Raw genomic sequence first — 22,500 nt, 5'->3', positions numbered from 1 at the left:
CCATGGGCCGACCCCGCGGAGGCAAGCGCAAGCTGCTGACCTGGGTCGATGCATGGATGGCGTCGTCGGCCGATGCGTTCATCAACGCGTGGACGTTCGTCGAGCGCAGTTACAAGCGTCCGTTCTCGCGGCTCGCGCTGCGGTTGAAGTTCGCGTTCTATCCGGTGCTCGCGTTGCTCGCGATCGGCTGGCTGGCGTACGACTGGGGCGTCGCGGGTTACGGCGGTGCGCGCTCGTTGAATTCCGCGGAAGACGCGGTGTTCGACACGGTGATCAAGAGCCGGCCGGTGCAACCGCCGACATCCAAGCGCGTGGTGGTCGTGGAGATCGATGATTGTTCGATCGACCAGTTCCGAAAGCGCGGGGAAGGCGGCTGGCCGTGGAGCCGGCAACGCCATGCGGACCTGCTCGATGCACTCGATCGCGCAGGCATCAAGGCGGTCGGCTACGACGTGATGTTCGCCGAGCCCTCGCCCGTGGATCCGATCGGTGACGACACGTTGGAGTCCATGGCCGAAGGCGGCGCCGGGCGTTTCGTGTTCGGCGCATCGCACCTGGACGACGACTTCAACGCCACCACCGGCACCACCACCACCGGCACCACGCGCGCATCGCTCGCGCCCGGCGCATTCGCGCGCATCCCCTCGGCCGAGCGTCCGGGTCCGTCCCTCGCGCTGCTGCTGCCCTACGGCAAGTCGATGCGCACGCACGCGGGCCTGATCAATGTCGAACGCGGCGTCGACGGCGTGCTGCGCGACATCCCGCTTTCGCTGTCCGCCGGCGACTGGGCGGTGCCCTCGCTCGCATTGCGCCTGGCCGTGTTCGACACGGGCCGGCCCGCGGCGTCGTTTCCCGCGTCCGTGCGCCCCGACTGGCGCAATGGCGATGAACACCGCCTGCCCTTCATCAGCGCGTTCGACCTGATCGAAGGCAAGCGGGTCTGCGACAAATCACCGATCCCGGACCTGAAGGGCCGCATCGCCCTCGTCGGCTACACCGCGTCCGGCCTCAACGATGCGAAACCGGTGCCGGTCAAACCCGCGATGGCCGGCGTCGAAGTCCACGCCGAAGCCACCGCCGCCCTCGTCGACGGCACCGCGATCTGGATGCCGCCGCCGTCGCTGAAATACCTGCTCGCGGCAACGCTCGTGCTGCTGACCGCGTTCGCCTTCTTCCGCGGCGAGCCGGCCACCGACATCGACTCGGTCTTCGTCGCCACCAACCTCGTGCTGCTGATCCTCGCGTACGCGGGCCTGACGTTCTTCCGCGTGTTCTTCGACATCTACGCGAGCATCGGCTTCGTCAGCCTGTGCTTCGGCGCGTGTCGCACGTATGCGGCGATCCAGCGCGGCCGCGCGGTGGGCAACGGCGACTTCCTCGAAGAGTTCGATCCGGACCGCGATCGTTGCCTCGTGTTCGCGCGCGTGCGCTTCGTGCCCTACTCCGCGCTGGATGAACGCGCCGCCGCGCGCCGTCGCCGCGAATACCGCCGCCGCCTGCGCAGGTTCCTGTATGCGGGCAGCGATGCGGTGATGCTGGAAGGCGTCGTCGAACGCAAGAGCTGGCTGCACGAAACGCTCGACGACCTGATGCTGATGGTGTGGAAGGGCGACGACCTGCCGCAGGCGATCGCGCTCGCCAAGCGCGACCTGGCCGACCTGCACGCGTACTTGAATGCGTACGACGATCGCCTGGACGACGACGGCATCGTGCTCGTGTACGTGATGGCCAGCGAAGTCGACGAAAACGCCGACCGCACGCCCGACGACAGCGGCGATCGCGGCAATCGCCTGCGCCTGCGCGAAGCGCTCGGACAGCTGCTGGACGCGCCGGGCGAGTGGCCGCTTTCGGCGGAAAATCCGTTATTGCAGGGTGACCCGAGCTGCAATCCCGGAGCCGCTGCATGCAACACGCCGCCCACCGAATAATCGTCCCGCTGCTGTCCGGCCTGGCCGGTGCACTGCTGGTGGCCGCGCTCGCGTTCGCGGCCGATCCGGCCACCTCGGCCATCGTGCACAAGCCGTCGGTGGACGTGCACAGCGCACCGGATTTCAACTCGCCCACCGTCGCCACGCTCAAGCGCGATGCGAAGGTGCAGGTCGCGGGACAGCAGGGCCTGTGGTTCCAGGTCGGCACGCCGGACGGCAAGTCCGGCTTCGTGCGCGTCAACGACGTGCGCATGGAATACGCGAGCGCGAACAACGGCAACGCAGGCGCGCTGTTCATCGGCAAGGCCGGCAAGGGCCGCGTGTCGGAAACGGCGGGCGTGCGCGGCATCGACGAAAGCGATCTCAAGTCCGCGGCGTACGACGGTGCGCAGTTCGCGCAGATGGAAAACAACCGCGTGTCGCCCGAAGCCGCCGCCAGCGATGCGAACGCGAAGGGACACCACGCGAAGCAAGTGCCCTACGCGACGGAGTTCAAGCCGGTCGCCGACGCCGCGCCGAAAGCGACGCAGCAGGAAAAGCGCGGCGGCATGTCGTTCGCGCGCGGGTTGTTGTCCGCGGTGGGCATCGGTGCGCCCGCGCCCGTGAACTCCGCGGCGGACGTCGCCGAGGCCGCGCAGGGCAAATCCGAATCCGAACAGCGCGCCGAAGAAGTGGCGCTCGGCCCGGAAATCGCCGGCCGCGTGCTCGGCGCCGCGCCGCTGTGGAACGACGCCGAGGCGCAGGCGCGCGTGAACCGCGTCGGCCGCTGGATGGCGTCGCAGACCTCGCGCCCCGACCTGCCGTGGAGTTTCGCGGTGATCGACACGCAGGAGATCAACGCGTTCGCCGCGCCGGGCGGCTACATCCTCGTGACGCGCGGCCTGTACGAATTGCTGGGCGACGACGACGAAGTGGCGGCGGTGATCGGCCACGAGCTGAGCCACGTCGTGCAGCGCGACCACTACAACGTGATCAAGAAACAGGAAACGCAGACGGCGCTGACCAACGCGGCGTCCGACAACGTGAGCGTCGGCGGCGGCGTGGCGGGCAGCATGGCGAAGGAATACGTCGCGCGGCACGGCGCCACCATCCTGGCGACGCGGCTGGACCGCGAGGCGGAGTTCCGCGCCGACGAGGCCGCGGAGGTGTACCTGGCGCGCGCGGGCTATGATCCGCTGGCGCTGTATGCGGTGCTGCAGAAGATGACGGCGCGCGGCAGCACATCGGGCAACCTGGCGCAGTTGTACAAGACGCACCCGCCGCTCGATGCGCGCCTCGACCGGCTCGATCGCAACAGCGTGGCCAGCGCGGGGCGCTGAGCCCGACTCCAACCCAAGGGGATGACGCAATGAACGATATCGATCCGACCTCCGCCTCCGATTCCGGCGTGTCCGCGGACGAACGGCAGTGGGGCATGTTTTCGCACCTGTCCATCATCCTGGCGTCGCTGATCACCGCGCTGGTCGGGCTGCCGGGGTGCCTGGCGTTCCTCGGGCCGCTGATCATCTGGCTGGCGAAGAAGGAAACGATGCCCTTCGTGGCCGACCAGGCGAAGGAAGCGTTGAACTTCAGCATCATGCTGACGATCGTGGCGGTGGTGCTGATGGTGATCGCCATTCCCTTCGGCATCCTCACGCTGGGCCTGGGCTTCATCCTCTTCGGCCTGATCGGCCTGGTCATCGGCATCGCGGCGCTGATCATGATCATCATGGCGTCGATGAAGGCGAACGAAGGCGTGCGGTACCGCTATCCGTTCAACCTGCGCCTGGTGAAGTAATCCCGCGCGTCGATCGCGACAAAGAAAAACGGCGCTTCGGCGCCGTTTTTTTTTGCATCAACCTCCTCCGGCACGGCGACCGGAACGTTGCGACGCTGCGTAGGGGTAGCGCCATGCACCGGATCGGTGTGTTTCTGGCGAACAGCTGCACTCGGACGGACGGCGCACCGCAACGTTGAGTCGTGCACGTTCGGCTCGGAGCGCAGTGCGCGGCTTCGGCGTGTTTCGGCGTTCGGGATAGAATTCGCAATTGATCGATTGCAACGCCAGGCAACGTCATGGCCCAGTTCCGCGTGACCAAGTACAACCCCGCCTTCCGCCGTGCCGATAACGGGGCTTACATGCGGGACGACTGGACCTCGGTGTCCGACATCGGGGGCACGTTCGCCGATGGCGTGTTGACGCGCGAGGAGTACGAACGCGTTGAAGGACTGTACGTCGAGGCGATCATGCGCTTCGTCGCGCTGGCGAACGTCGACACGCTCAGGGTCGCGGCGTTGGAGTTCTACGGTCCGGATGATCCAACCGAAGGGCTGATCGACATTCCCGTCGCGCCCGACGACCGCCTGCGATCCATCATCGTCGCGAACCTGCGGGAAACGATCTGGATGATGCTCGAAGGGCGCGACAACACGTTCATCCATTTCGGTGGCGACTTCTACGTCTTCGTCGGCTCCGATGCCGTGGACACGTTTCCTGCGCCCACAGGACTGTTCGTCGAAGCGTTCGATTCCCCGTTCCACCCCGAGCATGATCCGGAGGACACGACAGAGTGAGATGCGCAGATCCTGCGTCAGTCGCGCGCTTTGCTTCAAGCAAACCGAACCCGCAGCAACCAACGTTGCGGTGAGGCGCACCGCACGCCGAGCCAATCCCGCGCAGCCGTCCATGGATGGACGGCGCCGATGCTCGCAGCCATGGATGGCGAGGCAGCGGAGCGGGATTGGCTGGGCGTGCAGTGCGCCGTCCGTCCGGGTGCAGCTGTTCGCCAGCAACCTAGTGATTCGGTGCGAGGCTCTACCCTACGCAGCGTCGCAACGATCAGGTCGCGAAGCGCTTCGACGTGATGAGGGCGACAGGTCCTTGAACTGCGCCATGGATGGCGCACGGCCGGTGCCTGGAGCAGGGACAGCGGAACGCGCCGGGCAAGGACCTGTCGCCCTCATCGCGGCGGAGCGCCGTACCGGAGGCGGTTGATGCGCCTCGCTTCTGGGTCCCTGCTTTCGCAGGGATGACACAAGCTCACTCGCCCGCGACCGTCATCTTGCCGACCAGGATCGACCCCGAACGGATGTGCGAACGCGGATCGACGTCCGTGCCCACGGCTTCGATCGCACCCAGCATTTTCTTGAGGTTGCCGGCGATCGTGATCCCGTCGACGGGGAACGTGATCTGTCCGTCTTCCACCCAGAACCCCGCTGCGCCGCGCGAATAATCGCCCGTCACTGCGTTCACGCCCTGCCCCATCAATTCCGTCACCAGCAGACCGCGGCCCATGCCGCGCACGAGCGAATCGAAGTCGCCCGCGTTCGCCTTGACGTCGAGGTTGTGCACGCCGCCGGCGTTCGCCGTCGTCTGCAGGCCGAGCTTGCGCGCCGAGTAACTGCCGAGCACGTAACGCTGCAACACGCCGGCCGACACCAGCGGCGACTCGCGCGTCGCCACGCCTTCCGAATCGAACGACGACGAACGGAAGCCGCGCATCAGGAACGGACGCTCCTGCAGGTCGAACCAGTCGGGGAAGACCTGCGTGCCCACGCTGTCGACGAGGAAACTCGCGCGGCGATACAGCGCACCGCCGGAAATCGCGCCGAGGAAATGCCCGATCAGCGAACGCGCGACCTCGGAATGGAACAACACCGGCACCTCGCCCGTCGGCAACGAACGCGGCTGCAGGCGCGACGCCGCGCGCTCCGCCGCATGCCGGCCCACGGCCGCCGCGGCTTCCAGGTCGTCGGCCGCGATCGCCGTCGTGTACCAGCCATCGCGCTGCATCGCATCGCCGCGGCCGGCAATCAGCGCGCAGCCAATCGTGTGCTGCGTGCTGCGCTCGGCGCCGATGAAGCCGTGCGAATTCGCGTACACGCTCATCGACGCGCTGCTGCCCACCGACGCGCCGTCGCTGTTCTCGATGCGCGCATCCGCGTCGCGGCCCGCCTGTTCGCAGGCCAGCGCGATGTCGATGGCCTGGTCGGCGTCCAGCGCCCAGGGATGCCAGCCGTCGAACTCGCGCACCTCGCGCGCCATCAGCGCGGCGTCGGCCAGGCCCGCGGCTTCATCGTCTTCGGTGTGGCGGGCGATCGCGCAGGCCTGTTCGACGGTGGCCGACAGGCTTTCCTCGCGCAGGTCCGCGGTGCTCGCGCTGCCCTTGCGCTGGCCGAAGTAGACGGTGACGGCGATGCCGCGGTCGCGCGTGGATTCCACGGTCTCCACCGAGCCCATGCGCACGTTGACGTTGAGGCCGTGTTCCTGCGAGGCCGAGACCTCGGCCTGGGTGGCGCCGGCGGCGCGGCAGCGGTCCAGGAGTTGCCGGGCGATGCCGCCGAGGACCTCGAGCCGCGCGACGCTGTCGTCGCTGGACAGGGCGTGATCGGTCGTCGACAGGGGGGCGTTGTTCAATGGTCTATCCTTCCGGGCGAATTCAGAGACGGACGAGGCAAGGGCGATGCGTGGCAAGGATCCGGAAACCGGCGATTTCCTCGCCCCCAGCCGCAGCCAGCAACGGCGCGCGGCGCTGGACGTGTTCGACCTCGGCGAAAAGCTGGCGGCGCTGAGCGACGCGCAGCTGGCCAAGCTGCCGATCCCCGATGCGCTGATGCCGCACATCCTCGAAACGCGCCGCATCACCTCGCACGTCGCGCACAAGCGCCAGCTGCAATTCCTGGCCAAGCAGATGCGGCGCGAAGACGACGAGGCGCTGGACGCGATCCGCGATGCGCTCGAGGAAAAGGGCGAAGCCTCGCGCCGCGAAGTGGCTGCGATGCACCGCATCGAAGCCTGGCGCGACCGCCTGCTCGACGACGGCGACGACGCGCTGGCCGCGTTCCTCACCGAACATCCCACCGCCGACCGCCAGCACCTGCGACAACTGGTGCGCAATGCGATCGAGGAAAAGAAGCGCAACAAACCGCCGCGGGCGTATCGCGAGATCTACCACGCGGTGCGGGATGCGATGGATGCGGGACCGGGGACCGGGGACGAGGGACCGGAGGAAGCGGACGACGACGCCGAGGCCTGAGACCTGCACTGGTCCCCGGTCCCCGGTCCCTTGTCCCGGCTTCTGCTTCACGCCTGCGTCCCGCCCACGGTCAGCTGGTCGATCAACAGCGACGGCTGCCCCACGCCCACCGGCACGCTCTGCCCGTCCTTGCCGCATACGCCCACGCCTTCGTCGAGCGCGAGATCGTTGCCGATCATCTTCACGCGTTGCATGGTTTCCGGGCCGTTGCCGATCAGGGTGGCGCCCTTCACCGGCGCGGTGATCTTGCCGTCTTCGATCAGGTACGCCTCGGTCGCGGAGAACACGTACTTGCCGCTGGTGATGTCGACCTGGCCGCCGCCGAAGTTCACCGCGTACAGGCCCTTCTTCACCGAGCGGATCATTTCTTCCGGATCGTGCGTGCCCGCGAGCATGTAGGTGTTGGTCATGCGCGGCATCGGCAGGTGCGCAAAGGATTCGCGGCGACCGTTGCCGGTGGGCGCCATGCCCATCAGGCGCGCGTTGTGCGTGTCCTGCATGTAGCCGACCAGCACGCCGTCTTCGATCAAGGTGGTGCACGCGGTGGGCGTGCCTTCGTCGTCGATGTTGAGCGAGCCGCGACGGCCGGGCAACGTGCCGTCGTCGACGATCGTGACGCCCGGCGATGCGACGCGCTGGCCCATGCGGCCGGCGTACGTGGAGGTGCCCTTGCGGTTGAAGTCGCCTTCGAGGCCGTGACCGACCGCTTCGTGCAGCAGCACGCCGGGCCAGCCGTTGCCGAGCACGACGGGCATGAGGCCGGCGGGTGCGTCGATCGCGTCGAGGTTCACCAGCGCCTGCCGCAACGCTTCGCGCGCGAAGTGTTCGGGCTTGCCGCCGCCGAGCAATTCGGCATACGAGTAACGACCGCCGCCACCGGCGTAGCCGCTCTCGCGACGGCCTTCCTGTTCGACGATCACCTGCACGTTGAGGCGCACCAGCGGGCGCACGTCGGCGGCGAGCACGCCATCGCTGCGCGCGACGAGCACGGTGTCCACGCCACCGGCCAGGCTCACCATCACCTGCTTCACGCGCGGATCGGCGGCGCGCAGCAGGCGATCGAGCGCACGCAGCGCTTCCACTTTTTCTTCGTTCGGCAAGCCGTCGATCGGATCGTCCGCCGTATACAGCGAACGTCCGCCGCCCGGCACGAGCGCACGCGGCGACATCGCGGAGCCATCGCGCGCGATCGCACGCGCGGATTTCGCGGCTTCGAGCAACGCGGGCGTATCGATTTCATCGGAATACGCAAAGCCGGTCTTCTCGCCGGAGATCGCGCGCACGCCCACGCCCTGTTCGATCGAATGCGCACCATCCTTCACGATGCCGTCTTCCATCGTCCAGCTTTCGCGCCGCGCGTGCTGGAAATACAGGTCCCCGAAGTCGATGCCCGGCCCGAGCAGCGTGGAGAAGGCGGCATCGAGGTTGGCGGTGTCGAGGCCGGCGGGGACCAGCAGGCGGGTTTCGGCGAGGCGGAGCGGCAGGGTCATGGGGATCCCGTGGGCAATCGAAGGGGCAACGCTAGATCAGATGGTGTTGCGCGGGCGCGACGCAAGGCGGGCAAGCTCAGCCGCCCGTGGATTCATCGGCCGATGCGGACGCGCGGCCTTGCGGTTCGCGCTTGCGGACTTCCACCTTGGGGTCCTTCCACGGGCCGGTGACGCGATAGGTCTTCGCGGCGAGCTGGCCCAGCGGCTTTTTCAGCACGGCGTTGGCAGCCGCGCCGATCGCGGCGCCGACCGGGCCGCCGGCGATCGCACCGGCGACCGTGAGGAGGTTGCCGGCGCGCGGCAGCACTTCGACGGTCTGGTCGAATGTCTGCGCCTGCAGGTCGGCGGTGCCGTGGATGTGGATCTGCGCGGCGGGCCCGTCGATGGACAGGTCGTCGGTGCGCGCGATGCCGGAGACCAGCCGCACGTGGCCGGAGACGGTGTCGAACGCGAGGCCCTTCGAATAGAAATCGCGGAAGTCGAGCAGCATGCGCTTGGGCAGCTGCGCCAGGCTCAGCAAGCCGAGCACGCGGCCCGCGCCGGGTTCGATTTCGAGCAGGCGCCCTTCCTTCACGTCGAGCGCGAGGCGGCCGTCGACGAGGCGTGCATCGAAGTCGCGCGGCGCGCCGGGCCATGCGGCATCGAAGTTGGCCGTGCCTGCGCCGCCCGCAAGTTGTCCGCCGAACCCGAGGCCGTCGAGCAACGCGCCGAAATCCTGGCTGTCGATGCGCAGACCGATGTTGGAACGCGCGGACTTGCCCTGCCCGCTCCACTCGCCCGTCAGCGCGAGCTTGTGCTTCGCCGATTGCGCCTGCGCGGTGTCGAAGCGCAGGCCGTCCCCGGTGGAATGCGTGCGGATCGTCGCCTTGCCGAGCGCGAGCGCGTTGAGGCGCAGGTCGGCGACATCGAACGACAGCGGCGGGATGCTGCCGGGGGAGATGGGATTGGGATCTTCTTCCGGAGACGTCGCGGCGGTCGCAACCGTCTTCGGCGGCGCGCGCCAGTACGCGCGATCGAAGCGTCCGGAGATCGTGCCCTTGTCGGACGACGGCACTTCGACCGTGCCGACGAGCGCGGGACCGGCCACCTGCACCGTGCTGCCGGTCGCCGACGGCGACACCTGCAGGCGCGCGTCCGGGAACACGCCACCGAGCAGCAACAACCGATCGGCGCGCAGGTCGATGTGCCGCAACGCGAGGCCGTCGCCGCTCTTCTTCGTGTTGTTCGAGTCGCCCTGCGCCAATGCGATCCAGTCGATCGCATCGAGCGACGCCGCACGTCCCGTTGCAATGAGGCCCGATGCCGGCGGTGCGTCATCCACGCGATTGCTGCCGAGCACCACGCGCAATCCGGTCTGCGTGCCGCGCGTGCGCGCACGCAACGCCGCGAGGTTGCCGAGCGCGACGCGCACTTCGCCATCGCCCATCGGGAGATCCGTGTCGACGGTGGTCGCCAGCGCGACGCCCGCAGCCTTGCGCAAGGGCGCGGGCAAGCTGAGCGTGGTGCCGACGAGATTGGAGCGCAGCGACAGCTTGCTCGGCGCGGCGTCCTTCGCGCCGACGTTCTTCGGCAGCGCGACGCCGATCGTCCACGCCGAGCGCCCGTCGAGGTAAGGCTTCAGCCAAGCAAGATTGCCGGCGCGATCCACCAGCGTCTTCGCATCGAGGTTGGCGCGCAGTTCGCCTTCGAACGCTTGCGACGCGTCCTTCACGAACCCGGTGCCCGCGCGCAACGCGAGCGTGCCGGGTGCGCCGTCGTGCTGCACCTGCAAGGCATTGGCGGCAAATCCGCCGTCGCCGTAATCCGCGCGGCCACGCACATCGTCGAACGCCAGGTCCCAGCGGTTCTCGCGCAGCTTCGCGCCCTGCAGGTCCACCGTGCCGTGCGTGCGGCCCTTGCCGCCGCCCGGATGCATCGGCAACAACATGTCGAAGGTGACCGCGGCCGGACCGCTGGCGGTGATGTTGTCGAGCGTTTCGCCCTGGTCCTTCTCGAGCGGACTGTGCTGCAGCAGCGCGACGAGTTTCGACGCATCGCTTGCGCCGCTCGCCTGCACGGTGAGTTCGGCCTTGCCGTATTCGGCGATGCCCGCCGCGAGTTTGCTGACTTGCACGCCCTGCAGCACCGCGTGGTCGCCGACGACGTTGAACCCGTTGCCGATGAAGCTCGCCATCCCGTGCAGGTGTTCGGCCGCGGGCCACTCGGGCGAGAACTTCACTTGCATGTCGACGAGTTCGGCATCGGCGCGGAACAGGCCGTTGTCGTGCACGAACGGCCACTCGTCGAGGTCGCCGGTGATGATCGCGCGCCCGCCGTGCACGGTGCCGCTGAGCAGCGCGGTATCGAGCCAGTGTTCGGTGGCATCGGCCATCAGGTGCCGCACGAGGAAGCCGCGCGCGGCCGTGACCGGCGAATCATCGAGGTCGGCCGCGATGTCGATCCACGGCCGCGTGCCGTCGCCCTGCCACCACAAGCCGCCGCGGGCGAGCACGCCGAAATCCGAGCCCGTGACCTTCAGCGCGTCGGTGCCGACGCGCCAGCCCGCGCCTTCGCGCCAGCCGGCGATCTTGCCGCGCAGCGTCGCCGGATGGTGCACGCCGAACCCGGCGGGCCACCAGAAATCCATCTGCGCCGACGAATCGGCATCGAACACGAAGCCGTCGGCATCGGCGACGAAGCTGCCGCCCAGGCCCGACAGGCCCGGACTGTTGCCGACCGGTGCGAACGCGAGCGCGGAGATGCGCGCATTCGCACGCAACACGCCGTGTGCGCCGGCGACTTCGATGTGTTCGAGCGTCGCGTTGGGCTTCGATTGCACGACCCAGCGACGCAGGCCCGCGTCCATGCGATCGCTCAACGCGGCGACCTGCAGCAACGGGCCGGCATCGATGCGTTCGGCGGCCATGCCGAAGCGACGTCCGCCGCCCATCACCAGGCCATCGAGCACCTGGCGGTTGCCCTGTGTTTCCAGGCGCAGGCGCGGCGCATCGAAGCGCCAGTCGCCGCCGCCCGTGTGCCGGAATCGCGCGAAGGCATCGACGTGGTCGAAGCGCGCGCGCGGCGGCGTGGCCATGCCGTCGATGCGCGCGCCCTGCAACGCGACCGCATCGAGCGCGGCCTGGAAGGTGACATCGGCGACGCGATGGTCGCGCAACGTCGCCCACGCAGCGGCGCGGCCGCGACCCGCCTGCGCCTGCACGCCCATCAGTTTCAGCAGCGGCGCCCACACGGCGAGGTCGGCCTTCTGCGCGCCGGCATACGCGCGGCCGTCGCCCTGCTTGCGGTCGAAATCGAGCGTGGCATCCAGCGGCGACACGTTCGGCCGCATCCACGCGCGCAGGCCGCTGCGGATGCGGTCGCCTTCCACGCGCAGGCGCAGGTCGATGCGCGGCACGGTGGCATCGATCGACAGCGACGGCGCGACGACATGCAATCGCCCGCCGATGACCTGCAGTTCGCCGAGGCGTTCGAGCGCGGCGAACGGATCGCCTTCGGTCGTCTGCTGTTGCCCCGGCAGGCCGCGCACGCTCCACTGGCCGTCGTCGTCGCGCTGCACGGTGATGTCCAGGCCGCGCAGGCGCAGCTCGGTGAACGTGCGGCCCGGCAGCAGGCCGGCATACAGCGACACCAGCATTTCGGTATCGCCGACGAGGAACGACGACGCGCCCTCGCCGATGCGCAGGTCGTCCAGGCGCAGCACCGGCCCGCGCCGCGTCCATTCCGTGTCCAGCGCGGAGAAATGCACGGGCCGCCCCGCGCGCTCGCTCAGCCACGCGGCGACGCGTTGCGGATTGCGTTCGGCCAGCGGCAGCAACTGGTTGGCGATGCCGACCAGCAGCGCGACGAGCACGACCACCACGAGCGCGCCGTATCCGAAGAACCGGCGTGCGTGGCGGAGGCGTCGGCGCAACGGCGTCGGCATCAAGTCGTCCCGTCAGAGGAGGACGACATCGAATTGTTCCTGCAGGTATTGCTCGTCCGACTGGAAGCGGATCGACTTGCCGAGGAACTCCTCCAGCTCCGCCACCGCCGCCGACTCTTCGTCGGTGATGCGCGCGACGACTTTGGGCGAGGCGATGACCAGCAGGCGCGCCGCTTCGAACTGCCGCACCGCGCGCGTGATCTCGCGGAAGATTTCGTACGTCACCGTCTCCGACGTCTTGAGCGTGCCGCGGCCGCCGCATTCGTGGCAGGGCTCGCACAGCTGGCGCTCGAGGCTTTCGACCGTGCGCTTGCGCGTCATCTCGACCAGGCCGAGCGGCGAGAAGTCGTACACCGTGGTCTTGGCGTGGTCCTTCGCGAGCGACTTCTCCAGCGTGCGCAGCACCTGGCGGCGATGCTCGGCGTCCACCATATCGATGAAGTCGATGATGATGATGCCGCCGAGGTTGCGCAGCCGCAGCTGGCGCGCGACGGCCTGCGCGGCTTCGAGGTTGGTGCGGTACACCGTTTCCTCGAGGTTGCGCTGGCCAAGGAACGAGCCCGTGTTGACGTCCACCGTGGTCATCGCTTCGGTCTGGTCGATGACGAGGTAACCGCCGGATTTCAGCGGGACTTCCTTTTCCAGCGCGTGCTGGATTTCGTCCTCGACGCCGTACAGGTCGAAGATCGGCCGCGCACCGCTGTAGTGCTCGATCTTTTCCGCCAGGCCCGGCATGTACTGCGCGGCGAACACGCGCAGGCGGTCGAAGGTTTCGCGCGAATCGACTTTCACTTTCTCGACGTCGCGGCGGATGAGGTCGCGCACCGCGCGCATCGGCAGGTTGAGGTCTTCGTAGATGCAGGCGCCCACGCGCGTGCTGGCGGTGTGGTTTTCCACCAGCGCCCACACGCGGCTGAGGTAGGCGATGTCTTCGGCGAGCGCTTCGGCGGGCTGGCCTTCGGCGTTGGTGCGCACGATGTAGCCCTGCTCGCCGCCGCCGGCGAATTCGGCGACCAGGCTCTTCAGGCGCGCGCGTTCGGTTTCGTCCTCGATGCGCGAGGACACGCCGATCACGCGCGACTGCGGCAGCAGCACGAGATAGCGCGACGGAATGCTGAGCTGCGTGGTGAGGCGCGCGCCCTTGCTGCCGATCGGATCCTTGACCACCTGCACGACGACGTCCTGGCCTTCGCGCAGCAGGTCGAAGATGGGACGCGCCTGCTGCGTGGGCGGCATGGGGCCTTCGTCGCCTTCCGCACTCGGCAGGGGCGCGGGGCGCACGATGTCGTTGGCGTGCAGGAACGCGGCGCGGTCCAGCCCGATCTCGACGAACGCGGCCTGCATGCCGGGCATGACGCGCTGCACCTTGCCTTTGTAGATGTTGCCGACCACGCCGCGGCGCCAGCCGCGTTCGATGTGCAGCTCCTGCAGCATGCCGTTCTCGACGACGGCCACGCGCGTCTCGCGCGGGGTGACGTTGACCAGGATTTCTTCGGTCATGCGCGTGTCCCCGGGAGGATGTCGAATTCCTTCAGGAGACGCGCGGTTTCGAACAAAGGCAAGCCCATCACGCCGGAGTAGCTCCCCGAGAGGTGTTCGATGAAGGCCTGGGCGTGGCCCTGGATGCCGTAGGCGCCCGCCTTGCCGTCCCATTCGCCGGTGGACAGGTAAGCATCGATGGCCGCGGGGTCGAGCGTGGCGAAGGTCACCTCGGACCGCGAGACGGCCTGCGCTTCGCGCGCCGGCGAGACCACGCTGACGGCCGAGACGACCTGGTGCGTGCGGCCCGAGAGGCGCTGCAGCATGGCGGCGGCATCGCGCGCATCGCGCGGCTTGCCGAAGACGTCGTCGTCGAGGATCACTTCGGTATCGGCGCCCAGGACCACCGCGCCGGCGGTGGCCATCACCTGCATCAGTCCGGCCCCGGCCTTCTCGCGCGCGACGCGGCGCACGTAGTCTTCGGCGGGTTCGCCGGGCTGGCGGTGTTCCGGCAGGTCGAGCTCGAGCACGCCGAAGGCGTAGCCCAGGCGGGCCAGCAATTCGGAGCGGCGAGGAGAACGCGAGGCAAGATGCAGCATCGGCCGGAGTCTAACCCGCGGCTGTACCGCGCCCCGCGCAGGCACGCCGCGCAACCCCGGTGCGCCTCACAGTTCGTTCACCCCGCCGCTTCATGGTTCTTCATCCGCACGTTCGCACCCTCACGGAGTTCCACATGCGCCTGCGTCCCCTGCTCTCTCCCCTCGTGCTCGCCATCGCCCTTGCTTCCGGTACCGCCATGACCGCCCACGCCCAGACCGCCGCCCCCGGCTACGCCATCCCCGCCGACGGCACCCTGCTCAACGTCTCCGCGCAGGCGGAGTCCAAGCGCGTGCCCGACGTCGCCACGGTGTCCGCCGGCGTCGTCACGCAGGCCGCCGACGCCAACGCCGCGATGCGCGCCAACGCCGTGCAGATGGACAAGGTGATGGCGGCCATCCGCGCCGCGGGCATCGCCGAGCGCGACATCCAGACCGCCGGCATCTCGATCCAGCCGCAGTACCGCTACGCCGAGAACCAGCCGCCGGTGATCACCGGCTACCAGGCCAGCAACACCGTCAACCTCAAGGTCCGCGACATCGGCAAGCTCGGCAAGGTGCTCGATGCGCTGGTGGCCAACGGCGCCAACCAGGTGAACGGCCCGAACTTCGAAGTCGACCAGCCGGAACCGGCCTACGACGAAGCCCGCATCGCCGCGCTGCACAAGGCACAGGCGCGCGCCGAGACGTATGCCAAGGCCATGGGCCTGCGCGTGCGCCGCATCGTGAGCATCAGTGAAGGCGGTGGCTTCCCCCAGCCGCCGATGCCGATGATGGCGATGCGCGCGCAATCGATGGCGAAGGACACCGCGGTGTCGCCGGGCGAGACCACGCTGTCGGTCAGCCTTGACGTCGTCTTCGAACTCGGACGCTGACACTGCGCGCTGGCGTGCGCCCTGCGCACGCGGAGCGCCAGCACCATGAGCCCCACACGGAAAGACACCCCGCCCGCGGCCGACCCGCGGGCGGGTCGCAACGCCGGCTACGCCGAGAACCAACCGCGCGACAAGGGCGACGCCCAGGCGCAACACAACGAACCCCCGGCACCCAACCCGGACGAGCCCGGCATCGACCGCGACACGGACGAGTCCCCCGACCCGGCGCGCGACGAAAAAAAACGCTGACCGCAAACCCCATCGCCGAACCGCGCGCGTTGCAGCCATCACGCAACGTCACGGAGGCAAGGCCATGGGTCACACGCTCGTCCACGCTCCCCGCTTCGCACAGCTCGGCCAGCTCGCCGAGCGCCCGAGTCCCGCCCGCATCGCCGCGTACGCCGCCGTCATCGCACTGCACGTCGCGGCGTTCGCCTTGTTGATGTTGCCGATGGCGGCGCCGGTGCCGGAGACACGCGAAGACCTCTTCACCGACGTCGTCCTCATCCCGAAGAAGAAGCCCGACGTCGTCCCGGTCACGCCGCCCCCGCCGGTCCCGCATCCGGTCACGGTCACGACGCGCAACGTCGCCCCGCACCCGGTCGATCCGCCGGTGGTCACCGACGACAGCACCCCGATGTCCGACCCGTACGTCGAAACGACGCCCACCGAAGAAGTCGTCACCGTCCCGCCCGCGATCGACACCACGCCGATCGCCGACGCGCAGCTCGTCTACGCCAGCGCACCGCCGCCGAGCTATCCGAAGGAAGAAGAACGCCGCCGCATCGGAGGCACGGTGCTGCTGAAAGTGCTGGTGGACGTGGACGGCAAGCCGATCGACGTGGCGATCCAGTCGAGCAGCGGCAACCGCCGTCTCGATGACGCCGCGCGCAAGCAGGTCCTGACGCGCTGGACGTTCAAGCCGGCGATGCGCGGCGGCGTGGCGGTGCAGGCGATCGGGCTGGTCCCGATCAACTTCACGGTGCGCTAGGCGCGGCTGAGCCAGCCTTGGCTGGGTCAACCTCGATGATATGGGTGGTTGGCGAGCAGCGCGTTCGCGCGATACAGCTGCTCCGCCAGCACCAGCCGCACCAGCATGTGCGGCAAGGTCAGCGCGCCGAGCGACCAGGTTTCATCGGCGCGCGCGATCACCTCGAGCGCGTGGCCTTCGGGCCCGCCGATCAAAAAGCACAGGTCCTTGCCCGCGCCGCGCCAATGCTCCATGCGCTGCGCGAGTTGTTCGGAAGACCATGCCTTCCCGCGGCCGTCGAGCGCGACGACCCACGCGCCTTTCGGGATCGCCGCGAGCACGCGTTGACCTTCATCGAACGTCGCGCGCACGGCATCGCGGCCCTTGCCGCGAATGCCGGGTTCGATTTCGACCAGGTCCAGCGGCAACCAGTGCGAGAGCCGCTTGCGGTATTCGGCGAATCCGTCGGCGACCCACGCGGGTGCGCGTTCGCCGACGGCGATCAACCTTGCCTTCAGGCGCTGCGGCCCGAGGCGAGCGCGTCGTCCTGTTCTTCCGGCGGCTGGTCGCCGACGGTCCACAGGCGTTCGAGCGCGTAGAACTCGCGCACGCGAGGCAGCATGACGTGGACGACCACGTCGCCGAGGTCGACCAGCACCCACTCCGCCTCGCGCTCGCCTTCCACGCCGAGCGGCATGCAGTCGAGCTTCTTGGCGTGGCGCACGACTTCGTCGGCGATCGACTTGACGTGGCGCGTGGAGGTGCCGGAGGCGATCACCAGGTGGTCGGTGACGCTGGTCTTGCCGCGGACGTCGATCTCGACGACATCCTTCGCTTTGAGTTCTTCGACGGCGTTGCGCACGTGTTGCAGCAGGACGTCGGTCGGCGGCGGCGGGTTGGGAAGACGGGTCTTGATGACTTGGGCGGCAGTGGTCAAGTGGTTAGGGCCCGGGCGGCCTGGTGGTGTTGGCGGCCGTGATTATACGGGCCCGTTCTCGGCCGCTGGCGTGAATGCGTCGGCATCCCGGGCCCGGCCGTCGTAGAGGCGGTGTTCCCGGATGAAGTCCGCCACCGGCGGTGGCACCCAGTCGGGCCAGCGGGGGTCGCCGGCCGCGATGCGCCGGCGCAGCTCGGTCGAGGACTCCGGCCGGGCCTGCGGCAGCGGGAATTCCGCGAACCCGCCGGCCGGCATGGAATGCAGCTGGCCCGGCAGGCACCAGCGCGGTTCGAGTTCGGCCTGCACCGCGGGGGCGCGGGCGGCCAGCACATCGCGTTCGATCGGGGCGCCCGGGCGCGCGATGGCCAGCAGGTGCGCAAGGTCGAAGAGTTCGCGCCAGCGGTGCCAGGCGGCGAGTTCGAACACCGAGTCGCCACCGACGATCCAGGCGATGGGCACGTGCGGGCCGACCTCGTCGCGCAATTCGCGCAGGGTGTCGAAGGTGTACGACGGGCCGGCGCGGCGCAGTTCGCGCCGGTCGACGTGCAAGCCGGGTTCGCCCTGCACCGCCAGTTCGAGCATGCGCGCGCGTTGCTTGGCGTCGGCGTGCGTCGGTCCCTTGTGCGGCGGATCGGCGGCGGGCAGCAGGAAGACATCGGCGTGCATCGCATCGCGCACCGCGCGGGCGATCGCGAGGTGGCCGGTGTGCACCGGATCGAACGTGCCGCCGTAGCAGAGCATCAGCGGCGTCACGCGTCAGCCCAGCAACCGCATCGCTTTGGGATTGGCGACGGCAAGCAGCACGCGTTCGAGCGCGATCCACGCATCCATCGGATCCTGGCCCCAGCGCGGGCGCCCCTTCGCGATGCGATCCACGCGCCCGGCTTCGGCGGCGAAGCGTTCCCAGCGCGCGGCGTCATGCCGCTGCAACGCGCGCGTGTACGCGGCCTGCTTCGAATCCCAGATGCGTTGCGCCTTGAACTCCGCGTTGAGGTTGCCGCCGCGCGCCTGCACGCGCGAGAGCGCCGCGGCGCGCTGCAATTCCATGCACACCATGCCGAGCAAGGCGGGCACCGCTTCGCCTTCGGACCGCAGCCCGTGCAGCATGCGCGACACCTGCGCGCCCTCGCCGTTCATCGCTGCATCGACGAGGCGGAACACGTCGTAGCGCGCCGAATCCGACACCAGCGCCTGCATCCGCGCCAGGTCGATCGTGTTGCCGTCGGCGAGCAACGCCAGCTTGTCGATTTCCTGCGCGGCGGCGAGCAAGTTGCCTTCGACGCGTTCGGCCAGCGCCTGCACCGCGTCGCGATCGGCGCGCAGGCCGCGCGCGCGCAGGCGGCGTTCGATCCAGTCGGGCAATTCGTGCGGCTTGATCGGCCAGGCGATCACCTGGTGGCCGATGCGGCCCAGCGCTTCGCTCCACTTGCCGCCGTGCTGGCGGCTCCAGTCGGCGCAGGTGACCAGCAGCACGACGTCGGGCGGCGGATTGGCCGCGAATTCGGTGAAGACTTCCGCGCCTTCCTTGCCCGGTTTGCCGGTGGGCATGCGCACTTCGACGACGCGGCGCGTCGCGAACAGGCCCGGCGCATTGAACGCGGCGGACAACGAATCCCAGTCGGGATCGCGGCCTTCGATGTCGAACACTTCGCGATCGCCGATGCCCTGCTCGCGCGCGGCGGCGCGGATGGCGTCGGCAGCTTCGAGGACGACGAGGGCTTCGGGCCCGGCGACGAGGTACGCGGGCCGCAGGGGCTCGGCCGCCAGTTGCGCCGCGAGCCGGTCCGGCCGGAGTTCGCTCATCGCACGCGCCGGCGCATGTTCAGTGCACCGTGGCCGGGTCGGCCGAGGCGCCGGCCTTGCTGTCGGCCTTGGGCTGCGTGGACAGCAGCGCGGCGCCGATGCGGCGTAGCATCGCGGTGCTCATCTCGCGGCGCAGTTCCTTCGCCAGCAGTTCGCGCTCGCTGGTCTTGCCGATCGAGTCGGCCGGCGGTGCGACGTAATCGCGCGACAGCTCCACGGCCTGCTGCGGCACGACGATCGTGCCTTCGGCGTCGACGAGGGCGAAGATCACCGCGTAGCGCAGGCTGAATTCCTGCGCGCGGCCCAGTTCGTCGATGCTGATCGGCGTGTCGCCCCAGCGCTCGGACAGGATCTGCAGCGTGGTGGCCTGCTCCATGTCGTCCGTGGCCGGCTGCACGCCGGCGCGCTGCAACGATTCGGACAGCGACTCGGCCAGCGGGCTGTACGGATCCGGCGCGACGATGCGCATCGGGGTGAGCTCGGGCGGCACGACGATCGCGTTGCGCAGGTGGAAACCGCAGGCGCTGCACAACAGGACGAGCGTGGCCAGGCCGGCGCCGCGGAACCACTTGGGAAGATTGGGCATGCGGCGGAGTCTGGACGAGGGGGCGGTGGCGGGCAAGGTCGGGCCAGCCATCACGCAGCCGCCACGATGTTGACGATCTTCCCCGGCACCACGATCACCTTGCGCACCTGCTGCCCTTCGAGGAAGCGCGCGACGTGGGGTTCGGCCAGGGCCGCGGCTTCGATCGCCTCGCGCGACGCGTCGGGTGCGACCTCGATGGTGCCGCGCAGCTTGCCGTTGACCTGCACGGCGATCGTCAATGCGTCGCGCACGAGCGCGGCGGGATCGGCCTTCGGGAACGGCACGTCTTCCAGCAACGTCTCCGCATGGCCCAGCGCCTGCCACAACGCGTGGCACACGTGCGGCGTGACCGGGTTGAGCAGCAGCACCATCGCCTGCAGCGCTTCGTGGCGCACGGCGCGGCCCTGGTCGCTCATGTCGTTGAACTTCGCGACGTGGTTGAGCAGTTCCATCAGTGCCGCGATCGCGGTGTTGAAGCTGTGGCGGCGGCCGTAGTCGTCGCCGACTTTCTGGATGGTTTCGTGCAACTGGCGGCGCAGGGTTTTCTGCGCGGCGTCCAGCGACGCGGGGTCGACTTCCGGATGGTCGGGCTGCGCGACATGCGTGAGCACTTCGCGCCAGAAGCGGCGCAGGAAGCGCGCCATGCCTTCGACGCCCGCCTCGTTCCACTCCAGCGATTGCTCGGGCGGTGCGGCGAACATCGAGAACAGGCGCACCGTGTCTGCGCCGAACTTGTCGACCATCGCCTGCGGATCGACGCCGTTGTTCTTCGACTTCGACATCTTCTCGATGCCGCCGATGTGCACCGGCTGGCCGTCGGACATCAGGCGCGCGCCGGTGATGCGGCTGCGTTCGTCGCGTTCGGTTTCCACGTCCGCGGGGTTGAACCACTCGCGGTGGCCCTGCGCGTCTTCGCGATAGAACGTCTCGGCGATCACCATGCCCTGGCACAGCAGGTTGGTGGCCGGTTCGTCGCTGTGCACCAGGCCTTCGTCGCGCAGGAGCTTGTGGTAGAAGCGGAAATACAGCAGGTGCAGGATCGCGTGCTCGATGCCGCCGATGTACTGGTCCACCGGCGTCCAGTAATCGGCGCGCGCATCCACCATGTCCGCGGCGCCCGGCGAGGTGTAGCGCGCGTAGTACCAGCTGGACTCCATGAAGGTGTCGAACGTGTCCGTCTCGCGCTCCGCCGGCCCGCCGCATTGCGGGCAGGTGGTCTTGCGCCATTCCGGATCGGACTTCAGCGGCGACTGCACGTGGCCCTTCGCGAAGGCATCGGCGACGTCTTCGGGCAGCACGACGGGCAACTGGTCTTCCGGCACCGGCACCGCATCGCACTTCGGGCAATAGATGACGGGGATCGGGCAGCCCCAGTAACGCTGGCGGCTGACGCCCCAGTCGCGCAGGCGGAAGTTCACGCGGCGCGCGCCGTGGCCTTCGGCCGCGAAGCGCGTGGCGAGCGCTTCGAACGCCTCGTCGTACTCCATGCCGTCGAACGGGCCGGAATTCACGAGGATGCCGCGCTCGGTGTACGCGCCTTCTTCCTGGATGCTGCGCTCGAAGCCTTCGAACACTTCCACCGCGGCGCGCGTGTCGTACACGTCGAGCGAACCGCCGCCGTGCAGCGCCGCGTTCATCGTGTCGTCGTCGTGCGCGGCGACGTGCTTGCCGATTTCCTCCAGCGCATCACGCACTTCCGGCGGCACGATCACCATGCGGATGGGCAGGCCGTAGGCGCGGGCGAATTCCCAGTCGCGCTGGTCGTGGCCCGGCACGGCCATCACCGCGCCGGTGCCGTAGCCCATCAGCACGAAGTTGGCGACGTAGACCGGCAGCGGCTCGCCCGTGATCGGGTGCAGCGCGCGCAGGCCGGTGTCCATGCCGCGCTTGGCCTGGGTTTCCAGTTCGGCTTCGGACACGCCGCCCTGCTTGAGTTCATCGATGAACGCGCGCAGCGCCGGATCGGATTCCGCGGCGCGCAACGCGAGCGGATGCTCGGCGGCGATGCTGACGAAGGTGACGCCCATCAGCGTGTCGGGGCGCGTGGTGAACACCGGCAGCGTGGCGTCGGTGCCTTCCACCTTGAAGGCGAACTCCAGGCCTTCGCTGCGGCCGATCCAGTTGCGCTGCATCGTGCGCACGGCATCGGGCCAGCCGTGCAGCGTGTCCAGGCCGTCGAGCAGTTCCTGTGCGTACGCGGTGATCTTCAGGAACCACTGCGGGATCTCGCGCTTCTCGACGATCGCGCCCGAACGCCAGCCGCGCCCGTCGATGACCTGTTCGTTGGCGAGCACGGTCTGGTCGACCGGATCCCAGTTGACGACCGAATTGCGGCGATACACCAGGCCTTTCTTGAGCAGGCGGGTGAACATGCGCTGCTCGTGGACGTAGTAGTCCGGGCGGCAGGTGGCGAACTCGCGGCTCCAGTCGATGGCGTAGCCCATCTGCTGCAGCTGCGCCTTCATGTGTTCGATGTTGGCGTAGGTCCACTTGGCCGGCGCCGTGCGGTTCTTGATCGCGGCGTTCTCGGCGGGCAGGCCGAAGGCATCCCAGCCCATCGGCTGCAGCACGTTGCGGCCGGTCATGCGCTGGTAGCGGCTGATGACGTCGCCGATCGTGTAGTTGCGCACGTGGCCCATGTGCAGCGCGCCCGAGGGGTACGGCAGCATCGAGAGGCAGTAGAACTTCGGGCGCGGATCGTCTTCGCGCACTTCGAAGGCGCGCAGGCCGGTCCAGTAGCGCTGCGCGGCGGGCTCGAGCGCGGCGGGGTCGTAGGCCGGCACGTCGTGGCGGGGATCGGGGGTCGTGCCGGGCACGGCGGGAGCGGACATCGGCTGCCAGGGGGAATGCGAAACGGGGCCTGAAAGCCTAGCAGAGACCACCCTGCCGGAAGTGCCCC

At 68.9% G+C, this 22,500-nt stretch carries 19 protein-coding genes; 8 read left to right on the top strand and 11 right to left on the bottom strand.

The features are described from left to right. Nucleotides 1-2 precede the first annotated feature (2 nt). From LYSCAS_RS10715 to LYSCAS_RS10700, 4 genes are all read left to right on the top strand, one after another. On the top strand, nucleotides 3-1,928 hold the full coding sequence (locus tag LYSCAS_RS10715) for a CHASE2 domain-containing protein (RefSeq protein ID WP_213434028.1): 1,926 nt from the start codon (nucleotides 3-5) through the stop codon (nucleotides 1,926-1,928). Continuing rightward, the gene (locus LYSCAS_RS10710) at nucleotides 1,904-3,247 is read left to right on the top strand and encodes a M48 family metalloprotease (protein ID WP_213434027.1); all 1,344 of its coding nucleotides are present in this window, start codon (nucleotides 1,904-1,906) and stop codon (nucleotides 3,245-3,247) included. Before LYSCAS_RS10715 ends, LYSCAS_RS10710 begins: the two co-directional genes overlap by 25 nt. Nucleotides 3,248-3,276: 29 nt before the next feature. After that, nucleotides 3,277-3,705: a DUF4870 domain-containing protein gene (locus tag LYSCAS_RS10705; RefSeq protein ID WP_244858516.1), complete on the top strand. Its 429-nt coding sequence runs from the start codon at nucleotides 3,277-3,279 to the stop codon at nucleotides 3,703-3,705. Nucleotides 3,706-3,983: 278 nt separating this feature from the next. Continuing rightward, the gene (locus LYSCAS_RS10700; RefSeq protein ID WP_213434026.1) at nucleotides 3,984-4,481 is read left to right on the top strand and encodes a hypothetical protein; all 498 of its coding nucleotides are present in this window, start codon (nucleotides 3,984-3,986) and stop codon (nucleotides 4,479-4,481) included. Between the two features lie 466 nt (nucleotides 4,482-4,947). On the opposite strand, the gene pmbA is transcribed toward LYSCAS_RS10700, so the two are convergent. Beyond that, nucleotides 4,948-6,309 carry a metalloprotease PmbA gene (gene pmbA / locus LYSCAS_RS10695; RefSeq protein ID WP_213437788.1) on the bottom strand — a complete coding sequence of 454 codons (1,362 nt, stop codon included), beginning with the start codon at nucleotides 6,307-6,309 and terminating at the stop codon, nucleotides 4,948-4,950. Between the two features lie 61 nt (nucleotides 6,310-6,370). On the opposite strand from pmbA, the gene yjgA reads away from it, so the two are divergent. Further along, nucleotides 6,371-6,943 carry a ribosome biogenesis factor YjgA gene (gene yjgA / locus LYSCAS_RS10690; RefSeq protein ID WP_213434025.1) on the top strand — a complete coding sequence of 191 codons (573 nt, stop codon included), beginning with the start codon at nucleotides 6,371-6,373 and terminating at the stop codon, nucleotides 6,941-6,943. 47 nt (nucleotides 6,944-6,990) lie between these two features. Here yjgA and tldD read toward each other — a convergent pair whose 3' ends face one another. The 4 genes from tldD to LYSCAS_RS10670 form a co-directional block, all read right to left on the bottom strand. Beyond that, nucleotides 6,991-8,433 carry a metalloprotease TldD gene (gene tldD / locus LYSCAS_RS10685; protein WP_213434024.1) on the bottom strand — a complete coding sequence of 481 codons (1,443 nt, stop codon included), beginning with the start codon at nucleotides 8,431-8,433 and terminating at the stop codon, nucleotides 6,991-6,993. Nucleotides 8,434-8,509: 76 nt separating this feature from the next. Continuing rightward, complete coding sequence (locus LYSCAS_RS10680) at nucleotides 8,510-12,355, bottom strand: YhdP family protein (protein ID WP_213434023.1); 3,846 nt, start codon at nucleotides 12,353-12,355, stop codon at nucleotides 8,510-8,512. Nucleotides 12,356-12,367: 12 nt separating this feature from the next. Continuing rightward, nucleotides 12,368-13,855, bottom strand: coding sequence for a ribonuclease G (rng, locus tag LYSCAS_RS10675; protein WP_213434022.1), 1,488 nt, complete (start codon nucleotides 13,853-13,855; stop codon nucleotides 12,368-12,370). Further along, nucleotides 13,852-14,433 (bottom strand): Maf family protein, encoded by a 582-nt coding sequence (locus LYSCAS_RS10670; protein WP_213434021.1) that lies wholly within the window; start codon nucleotides 14,431-14,433, stop codon nucleotides 13,852-13,854. The genes rng and LYSCAS_RS10670 overlap by 4 nt, the downstream gene beginning before the upstream one ends. 140 nt (nucleotides 14,434-14,573) lie before the next feature. Between LYSCAS_RS10670 and LYSCAS_RS10665 the strand changes: the two genes are divergently transcribed. From LYSCAS_RS10665 to LYSCAS_RS10655, 3 genes are all read left to right on the top strand, one after another. Continuing rightward, complete coding sequence (locus LYSCAS_RS10665; protein WP_213437786.1) at nucleotides 14,574-15,305, top strand: SIMPL domain-containing protein; 732 nt, start codon at nucleotides 14,574-14,576, stop codon at nucleotides 15,303-15,305. Nucleotides 15,306-15,350: 45 nt separating this feature from the next. Continuing rightward, nucleotides 15,351-15,554: a hypothetical protein gene (locus tag LYSCAS_RS10660; protein ID WP_213434020.1), complete on the top strand. Its 204-nt coding sequence runs from the start codon at nucleotides 15,351-15,353 to the stop codon at nucleotides 15,552-15,554. 64 nt (nucleotides 15,555-15,618) lie between these two features. Next, nucleotides 15,619-16,296, top strand: a complete 678-nt coding sequence (locus LYSCAS_RS10655; protein ID WP_213434019.1) for an energy transducer TonB — start codon at nucleotides 15,619-15,621, stop codon at nucleotides 16,294-16,296. Between the two features lie 26 nt (nucleotides 16,297-16,322). On the opposite strand, the gene rlmH is transcribed toward LYSCAS_RS10655, so the two are convergent. Genes rlmH through leuS form a run of 6 tightly spaced genes read right to left on the bottom strand, consistent with a single transcriptional unit; the run spans nucleotide 16,323 to nucleotide 22,432 of the window. Continuing rightward, entirely contained in the window at nucleotides 16,323-16,793 is a 471-nt protein-coding gene (gene rlmH / locus LYSCAS_RS10650) for a 23S rRNA (pseudouridine(1915)-N(3))-methyltransferase RlmH (RefSeq protein WP_213437784.1), read from the bottom strand. Beyond that, nucleotides 16,790-17,212 carry a ribosome silencing factor gene (gene rsfS / locus LYSCAS_RS10645; protein ID WP_213434018.1) on the bottom strand — a complete coding sequence of 141 codons (423 nt, stop codon included), beginning with the start codon at nucleotides 17,210-17,212 and terminating at the stop codon, nucleotides 16,790-16,792. The genes rlmH and rsfS overlap by 4 nt, the downstream gene beginning before the upstream one ends. A 42-nt stretch (nucleotides 17,213-17,254) precedes the next feature. Beyond that, nucleotides 17,255-17,965 (bottom strand): nicotinate-nucleotide adenylyltransferase, encoded by a 711-nt coding sequence (gene nadD, locus LYSCAS_RS10640; protein ID WP_213434017.1) that lies wholly within the window; start codon nucleotides 17,963-17,965, stop codon nucleotides 17,255-17,257. A gap of 3 nt (nucleotides 17,966-17,968) precedes the next feature. Beyond that, nucleotides 17,969-19,015, bottom strand: a complete 1,047-nt coding sequence (holA, locus tag LYSCAS_RS10635; protein ID WP_213434016.1) for a DNA polymerase III subunit delta — start codon at nucleotides 19,013-19,015, stop codon at nucleotides 17,969-17,971. A 19-nt stretch (nucleotides 19,016-19,034) separates the two neighbouring features. Next, on the bottom strand, nucleotides 19,035-19,601 hold the full coding sequence (locus tag LYSCAS_RS10630; RefSeq protein WP_213434015.1) for an LPS-assembly lipoprotein LptE: 567 nt from the start codon (nucleotides 19,599-19,601) through the stop codon (nucleotides 19,035-19,037). A gap of 50 nt (nucleotides 19,602-19,651) precedes the next feature. Continuing rightward, the gene (leuS, locus tag LYSCAS_RS10625; protein WP_213434014.1) at nucleotides 19,652-22,432 is read right to left on the bottom strand and encodes a leucine--tRNA ligase; all 2,781 of its coding nucleotides are present in this window, start codon (nucleotides 22,430-22,432) and stop codon (nucleotides 19,652-19,654) included. Nucleotides 22,433-22,500 lie beyond the last annotated feature (68 nt).

The sequence above is a fragment of the Noviluteimonas caseinilytica genome, from assembly GCF_018406605.1.
GTDB lineage: Bacteria > Pseudomonadota > Gammaproteobacteria > Xanthomonadales > Xanthomonadaceae > Noviluteimonas > Noviluteimonas caseinilytica.
Note: the sequence above shows the minus strand (reverse complement) of the source record. Positions and strands in the feature narration are given on the sequence as shown.